We start from the raw sequence: 8211 nt of genomic DNA, 5'->3' as shown, positions 1-8211 counted from the left end.
CCCCCCCCCCCCCCCCCCCCCCCCCCCCCCCCCCCCCCCCCCCCCCCCCCCCCCCCCCCCCCCCCCGCTCCCACATTGATTTGCGTCGAACAAAAGGTCCAAGGCTGCTGAAACGCATCAGTCCCATCGGTAACACCCTCCTCGTAACAATGCGGTAACACACGCAATTGACTTCCCACGTTCTCCTCACGACTATAGGCGTCCCGCTGCCGCCATCACGGCATCAAGGGCGCAATCCAGGCCTTAAAAGCACGACAGAAGACCGTGCGCCTGTATTTAACGAAGAATCACGCGCGTTACTCGCAGTAGTTTCCACAGCGCCTGAATGAGGAACTTTTCATGCCAGCCATCACCCTGACCACTCTGCAAGGTCTCAAGCACAAAGGTGAAAAAATCACCATGCTGACCTGCTATGACGCAACCTTCGCCCACGCCTGCAACCAGGCCGGTGTCGAAGTGCTGCTGGTGGGCGACTCCCTCGGCATGGTTCTGCAAGGTCATGACAGCACCCTGCCAGTGACCACCGCCGAAATGGCTTACCACGTGGCGGCCGTCAAACGCGGTAACACCGACGCCTTGATCCTTGCCGACTTGCCCTTCATGGCCTACGCCACCACGGAACAGACCATGACCAACAGCGCCCTGCTGATGCAGTCCGGCGCTCACATGATCAAGGTCGAAGGCGCATTGTGGTTGGCGGACTCGATCCGCCTGCTGGCGGAACGAGGCGTTCCGGTCTGTGCCCACATGGGCCTGACCCCGCAATCGGTGAACATCCTCGGTGGCTACAAGGTCCAGGGTCGCAATGAAAACCAGGCGCGGCAGATGCGTGCCGATGCCATTGCCCTGGAGCAGGCCGGCGCGGCGATGTTGCTGCTCGAATGCGTGCCCAGCGAACTGGCCGCAGAAATCACCCAGGCCGTGAACATTCCGGTCATCGGGATTGGCGCCGGCCACCACACCGACGGCCAGGTACTCGTGCTGCATGACATGCTGGGCCTGTCCATTACCGGTCGCGTCCCCAAGTTCGTGAAAAACTTCATGACCGGCCAAACCAGTATTCAGGCCGCCTTGAGCGCCTATGTCATCGAAGTCAAGGCGTCGACTTTCCCTGGCACCGAACATGGATTCTCTGCATGAACACCGTCAAAACCGTCCGCGAACTACGGGCCGCCGTGGCCCGTGCCCGCGGTGAAGGCAAGCGCATCGGCTTCGTGCCAACCATGGGCAACCTGCACAGCGGTCATGTCGCACTGATCACCAAGGCCACCCAACGGGTGGATTTCGTGGTTGCGAGCATTTTCGTCAACCCGTTGCAGTTCGGTGCCGGCGAAGACCTCGACAAATACCCGCGCACCCTCGCCGCCGATCAGGAAAAACTCCTTGAAGCGGGCTGCGACCTGCTGTTCGCGCCAACCGTTGAAGAGATGTACCCCGACGGCATGGCCGGACAGACCCGCGTCAGCGTCCCGCAACTTTCCGAAGGCCTGTGCGGCGCCAGCCGTCCAGGGCATTTCGAAGGTGTGGCAACGGTGGTCAGCAAGCTGTTCAACATGGTCCAGCCGGACCTGGCGATCTTCGGCCAGAAAGACTTCCAGCAACTGGCGGTCATTCGCGCGCTGGTGCATGACCTGAACATGCCGATCCAGATCATCGGCGAGCCGACGGTACGGGCGGCCGATGGCCTGGCACTGTCATCGCGCAATGGCTTCCTCACCGAAGACCAGCGCGCCGTGGCACCGGTGGTGTATCGCACGCTGAGCGAGATCGCCGAAGCGATCAGGCAGGGTGAGCGTGATTACCCGGCCCTGATCCGCACCAAGCTGCAACAACTCGAAGCGGCGGGCCTGCGCCCCGACTACCTGGAAATTCGTCATGGTATGAGCCTGCGCCCGGCAACCCCGGAAGATCGCGACCTGGTCATCCTGGTGGCGGCGTTCCTGGGGACGACGCGCTTGATTGACAATTTGCACCTGAACCTCGACACCCCCGCCTGAATTCCCCCCCCACAACGCCCCCACGACTGCGCCGGTATAAAAAAGTACCGGTCGCAGGTCCGACAAAGCCAAGACAGATCGTCTCTCTGGGTTTACTGTTACCGGCCTGCGCTATTTAATCGTGTGCACGCAGGCTAACCGGATACCACTCAGACGGTGGTCAGGACATTCCGGTATTTTCAGTGTCTTAAAGGCAGTTCAAGTAAAAGGAAACCCGCAGCGATGGCGTACTACCGCACCCCCCACGACGTGACCGCCCTGCCCGCCTGGCAAGCGTTGAAAGACCACCGCCAGGCCATGCAGGATTTCAACATGCGCGAGGCGTTCAACGCCGACCCGCAGCGTTTTACCCAATTCACTCTCAGTAGCTGCGGCCTGTTTCTCGACTATTCGAAAAACCTGATCAACGCCCAGACCCGTGACCTGCTGGTAGGCCTGGCCGACGAAGTCGACCTCAAGGGCGCGATCAAGGCGCTGTTCGATGGCGAAATCGTCAATGCCTCCGAAGGACGCCCCGCCCTGCACACCGCCCTGCGTCGCCCGGTTGGCGACAAGTTGTCGGTCAACGGCGTCAACGTGATGCCTGAAGTGCACAAGGTGCTGAACCAGATCACTGACCTGGTGGGCCGCATCCACGACGGCCTGTGGCGCGGCTACTCCGAAAAGCCGATCACTGACGTGGTCAACATCGGCATCGGCGGTTCGTTCCTCGGCCCCGAGCTGGTGTCCGAAGCCCTGCTGGCCTATGCCCAGAAAGGCGTGCGCTGCCACTACCTGGCGAACATCGATGGCAGTGAGTTCCACGAACTGGCGCTGAAACTGCGCGCCGAGACCACCTTGTTCATCGTCTCGTCGAAATCCTTCAACACCCTCGAAACCCTGAAAAACGCCCAGGCCGCACGCGCCTGGTACCTGGCCCAAGGTGGTTCGGAAGCCGAGTTGCATCGCCACTTCATTGCGGTATCGAGCAACAACGCTGCCGCCGTGGCGTTCGGCATCCGCGAAGAAAACATCTTCCCGATGTGGGACTGGGTCGGCGGACGTTACTCGCTGTGGTCGGCCATCGGCCTGCCAATCGCCCTGGCCATTGGCATGTCGAACTTCAAGGAACTGCTGTCCGGTGCCTACACCATGGACCAGCACTTCCTCAACACCCCTTTCGAACAGAACATGCCGGTGCTGCTGGCCCTGCTCGGCGTCTGGTACGGCAATTTCTGGGGTGCGCAAAGCCACGCGATCCTGCCGTACGACCACTACCTGCGGAACATTACCAAGCACCTGCAACAGCTGGACATGGAATCCAATGGCAAGAGCGTGCGCCAGGACGGTACGCCCGTCAGCACCGATACCGGCCCGGTGATCTGGGGCGGTGTAGGCTGCAACGGCCAGCACGCTTACCACCAGTTGCTGCACCAGGGCACCCAACTGATCCCGGCCGACTTCATCGTGCCGATCGTCAGCTTCAACCCGGTGGCCGACCACCACCAGTGGCTGTATGCCAACTGCCTGTCGCAAAGCCAGGCGCTGATGCTCGGCAAGACACTGGCCGAAGCCCAGGCCGAGCTGCGTGACAAAGGCATGAGCGAAGAACAGGTGCAGAGCCTTGCGCCGCACAAGGTGATCCCGGGCAACCGTCCGAGCAATACCCTGGTGGTCGAGCGTATCAGCCCGCGGCGCCTGGGTGCGCTGGTGGCGATGTACGAGCACAAAGTCTTCGTACAAAGCGTGATCTGGGGCATCAACGCCTTCGACCAATGGGGTGTGGAGTTGGGCAAGGAGCTGGGCAAAGGCGTCTACAACCGCCTGGTTGGCAGCGAAGAAACCCCGGCTGACGACGCGTCTACCCAGGGCTTGATCAACTACTTCCGCGGGCGTCACCGCGGTTGATCTGACACCGTTCCTGCGGGGAACTAACCTTGTAGGAGCTGCCGCAGGCTGCGATCTTTTGATCTTCTAAAAGCAAAGTCAAAAGATCGCAGCCTTCGGCAGCTCCTACGAGGGTCGCGCAGCTCCCCTCTTGTCCTCAAAACAAGAAGAAGGAACCGTCATGTTCGATATCAGCACGTTCCCCAAAGCCGATGCCGTGCGCCGGGCTGCACAATTGAGTCAGGACGACTATCACCGCCTGTACCGCGAATCCATCGAGCACCCCAGCACCTTCTGGGCCGAACAAGCCACCCGCTTCCTCGACTGGAGCACACCGTGGCAAACCGTCCAGCGCTACGATCTGAAAACCGGTGAAGCCCATTGGTTTGCCGGCGCCAGGCTGAACGTCAGCTACAACTGCATCGACCGTCACCTGGCAACACGCGGCGATCAGACCGCGATCATCTGGGAAGGCGACGACCCCGCCGAATCCACGCAAATCACCTACAAGAAGCTTCACCATTACGTCTGCCGCCTGGCCAACGTGCTCAAGAGCCGTGGCGTGAAGAAAGGCGATCGTGTATGCATCTACATGCCGATGATCCCTGAAGCCGCCTACGCCATGCTCGCCTGCTCACGCATCGGTGCAGTGCATTCGGTGGTGTTCGGTGGCTTCTCGCCGGATTCGTTGCGCGACCGGATCCTCGACGCCGACTGTCGCACAGTGATTACCGCCGATGAAGGCGTGCGCGGAGGCAAGTTCGTGCCGCTCAAGCACAATGTCGACAAGGCGCTGCAAAGCTGCCCGGATGTCAGCACCGTGGTCGTGGTGGAACGGACCCAGAACCCGGTGAACTGGGTCGAGGGCCGGGATCTCTGGTATCACCAGGCACTGCGTGACGTCGGCGACGACTGCCCGCCCGAGCCGATGGACGCCGAAGACCCGCTGTTCATCCTCTACACCTCCGGCAGCACCGGCAAACCCAAAGGCGTGCTGCACACGACGGGGGGCTACCTGCTGCAAGCGGCAATGACCTTCAAATATGTCCTGGACTACCGCGATGGCGAAGTTTTCTGGTGCACCGCCGATGTCGGCTGGGTCACTGGCCACAGCTACATCGTCTACGGGCCCCTGGCCAATGGCGCCACCACCCTGATCTTCGAAGGCGTGCCGAGCTACCCGAGCACCTCGAGGTTCTGGCAGGTGATCGACAAGCACAAAGTGAATATCTTCTACACCGCCCCCACCGCATTGCGCGCTCTAATGCGCGAGGGCGCAGAACCGTTGCAGGAAACGTCCCGCTCCAGCCTCAGATTGCTCGGCACCGTCGGTGAGCCGATCAATCCGGAAGCGTGGGAGTGGTACTTCAATGTCGTCGGCGAACAACGCTGCCCAATTGTCGATACCTGGTGGCAGACCGAAACCGGCGGCATCATGCTCAGCCCGCTGGTCAGTGCGCAACGGATCAAACCAGGCTGCGCGACACAACCGATGTTCGGCGTGCAGCCGGTGTTACTGGACGAACATGGCAAGGAAATCAAAGGCGCCGGGAGCGGCGTGCTCGCCCTGAAATCAAGCTGGCCAGCGCAGATCCGCAGCGTCTATGGCGATCCGCAACGGATGGTCGACACATACTTCAAGCCCTACCCCGGCTACTATTTCACCGGCGATGGCGCCCGCCGCGACGAAGACGGTGACTACTGGATCACCGGGCGCATCGACGACGTCATCAATGTCTCCGGGCACCGCATCGGCACTGCCGAAGTGGAGAGCGCCCTGGTGCTGCACGACAGCATCGCCGAAGCCGCCGTGGTCGGTTACCCCCATGACGTCAAGGGCCAGGGCATCTACGCCTTCGTCACTCCCATGAACGGCGTCGAGCCCAACGAAGAACTGAAGAAAACCTTGCTGGCCCACGTCAGCAAGGAGATTGGCAGCTTCGCCAAGCCCGACCTGATCCAATGGGCGCCGGCCTTGCCGAAAACCCGTTCGGGCAAGATCATGCGGCGCATTCTGCGTAAGATTGCCTGTAACGAACTGGACAGCCTGGGAGATACCTCGACCCTGGCCGACCCGAGCGTGGTCCAGGGCTTGATCGACAAGCGCCTGAACCAATAACGTACTGCTTCTGTAGGAGCTGCCGCAGGCTGCGATCTTTTGATCTTGAAAAACAAAATCAAAAGATCGCAGCCTGCGGCAGCTCCTACAGAAATTACAGGGACACCATGGAATTCATTCGCAGCCGTATCGAAACCCAGATCATGAGCCTGACCGGCCTGTCCCTGGGCAAGCTCGACCTGGAAAACCCCAAGGGCGATCCTGGGCTGTTCGGACCGGATTCAGTGAGCTGGCAAGTCCACGGCGACTTCAGCAGCATGTTGATCGGCGGCATCAGCGCCCTGATGCTGCAAGCGCTGCACCCGCTGGCCTTGGCCGGTGTGTGGGACCATTCGAATTTCCGCGAGGATATGCTCGGTCGCTTGCGCCGCACCGGGCAATTCATCTCCGGCACCACCTTCGGCTCACGACAGGACGCCGACTGGCTGATCGAAAAGGTGCGCACCATCCACCTGCAAATCACCGGCACCGCGCCCGATGGCCGGCTCTATGCCGCCAGCGATCCCGACCTGCTGACCTGGGTGCACGTCGCCGAGGTCAGCAACTTCCTAGCAGCGCACCTGCGTTATCGAAATCCGCAGCTGTCCCTGGCCGATCAGGATCGTTATTACGCAGAGATCGCGTTAGTCGCCGAGCGCCTGGGCGCCCGTGACGTGCCGCGCTCCCGGCAGGAAATTGCCGCTTATCTTGAGCGCGTTCGCCCGCAACTGTTGTGCGACGAGCGCAGTCGTGAAGTACTTCGCCTGTTGTTGAACGCTCCCTCCCCCAGCCGTTTAGCCCGGCCTTTCGGCGGGTTGATGATGCAGGCCGGGATCGACCTGCTGCCGGATTGGGCCAGTGACATGCTCGGTGTGAGCCAGGGGCCGCTGCAACGCAAACTGATCCGCGCCAGTGTCAATCGCAGTGCGCCAATGCTGCGCTGGGCGGTGCGTAATGGCTCGGTGCATCGTGCGAAACGGCGTATGGGCCTGTCGTAGGAGCGAGCATGCTCGCGATGGACTTGAATACTGCGCGGAGTGTCAGGCACCCAGCGTCATCGTTGACGATCATCGTCGGAACGCCGCCCGGAGCATGCTCGCTCCTACAAGTGTTACTGCGCTCAAGCTGTTAAACTCCCGCGCCCAATTCCTCCTGTAGGCGCCCAGCATGTCTTCCTTGAATCAGGCGCTGCGCGCCGCCCTTGAACATCGCCAGGACCTGCTGGCCGAGTTGCACAGCCAGGGCACCGACTGCTATCGCCTGTTCCATGGCAGCCAGGAAGGCGCCGGGGGGCTGACGATCGACCGCTATGGCCCACAACTGATGGTGCAAAGCTTCCATCAGTCGCTGGACCGCGAGGCGTTGCTGCACTTGCATGAAATCGTCAATCAATACCTGGGGCTGGAAACCCTGCTGGTCTATAACGACCGCTCCCGCGGCAACTCGCGCATCGACCGTGAAGACACCGTCTACCGCGCCGAAGAAGCCGCACTGCAAGACCTGGTTGGCCACGAGTGGGGCTTGAATTACCGGGTACGCGGGCGCCATGCCGGGCAAGACCCGCTGTTGTTCCTCGACCTGCGCAACACCCGTGGCTGGGTCAAGGAGCACAGCAAGAACAAGCGCGTGCTGAACCTGTTCGCCTACACCTGCGGGGTCGGCCTCAGCGCCGCAGCCGGTGGCGCCAGCCAGGTGTGCAACCTGGATTTCGCCGAAGGCAACCTGGCGGTCGGGCGCGAGAATGGCTTGCTCAACCCGCAACTGCCAACCATGGAGTTCATCCAGTCCGACTACTTCCCGGCCATTCGCCAGTTGGCCGGCCTGCCTGTCAGCCAGCGTCGTGGGCAGAAATTGCCGAGCTATCAACGCCTGGAACAGCGCCAGTACGACCTGGTGCTGCTCGATCCCCCTGCCTGGGCCAAGAGTGCCTTTGGTACCGTCGACCTGCTTCGCGACTACCAGAGCCTGCTCAAGCCGGCATTGCTGACCACCGCTGACAATGGCGCGCTGATCTGCTGCAACAACTTGGCAAAAGTCAGCATGGACGACTGGCGCGAGCAGGTCTTGCGTTGCGCCGAGAAGGCTGGCCGGCCGGTACGGGAGTGGACAGTCATGAAACCCGGCGATGACTTCCCGTCGATGGACCAGCAGCCCCCGCTGAAAACCCTGATTCTGCAGTTCTGAAAGTCGCCGTTGTTTTCAGATAAATCCTGCTCGATGTAACGGCTTCGGAACCGAAATCGCGTGCCA

Annotated in this window: 6 protein-coding genes; all 6 read left to right on the top strand. The window is 61.4% G+C overall.

Annotation, left to right across the window (positions count from 1 at the left end; translation table 11 throughout):
- Positions 1 to 339: 339 nt before the first annotated feature.
- The 6 genes from panB to AC1Q8Q_RS15415 all read left to right on the top strand — a co-directional run bounded on the left by panB (position 340) and on the right by AC1Q8Q_RS15415 (position 8145).
- A complete protein-coding gene (panB, locus tag AC1Q8Q_RS15440; RefSeq protein ID WP_492615211.1) occupies positions 340 to 1140 on the top strand; it encodes a 3-methyl-2-oxobutanoate hydroxymethyltransferase in 801 nt (266 codons plus the stop codon).
- Positions 1137 to 1997, top strand: a complete 861-nt coding sequence (gene panC, locus AC1Q8Q_RS15435; protein WP_020798595.1) for a pantoate--beta-alanine ligase — start codon at positions 1137 to 1139, stop codon at positions 1995 to 1997. The genes panB and panC overlap by 4 nt, the downstream gene beginning before the upstream one ends.
- Positions 1998 to 2219: 222 nt before the next feature.
- Positions 2220 to 3884 (top strand): glucose-6-phosphate isomerase, encoded by a 1665-nt coding sequence (gene pgi, locus AC1Q8Q_RS15430; RefSeq protein WP_020798596.1) that lies wholly within the window; start codon positions 2220 to 2222, stop codon positions 3882 to 3884.
- A gap of 160 nt (positions 3885 to 4044) precedes the next feature.
- On the top strand, positions 4045 to 5982 hold the full coding sequence (gene acs / locus AC1Q8Q_RS15425; RefSeq protein ID WP_020798597.1) for an acetate--CoA ligase: 1938 nt from the start codon (positions 4045 to 4047) through the stop codon (positions 5980 to 5982).
- A 107-nt stretch (positions 5983 to 6089) separates the two neighbouring features.
- Positions 6090 to 6959 (top strand): oxygenase MpaB family protein, encoded by an 870-nt coding sequence (locus tag AC1Q8Q_RS15420; protein ID WP_033039530.1) that lies wholly within the window; start codon positions 6090 to 6092, stop codon positions 6957 to 6959.
- A gap of 169 nt (positions 6960 to 7128) precedes the next feature.
- A complete protein-coding gene (locus AC1Q8Q_RS15415) occupies positions 7129 to 8145 on the top strand; it encodes a class I SAM-dependent rRNA methyltransferase (RefSeq protein ID WP_168758955.1) in 1017 nt (338 codons plus the stop codon).
- Positions 8146 to 8211: the final 66 nt, after the last annotated feature.

It is taken from the genome of Pseudomonas sp. GW823-FHT06B06, from assembly GCF_058795195.1.
The sequence above is the reverse complement of the archived record's forward strand: the minus strand, read 5'-3'. Positions and strand labels throughout refer to the sequence as shown.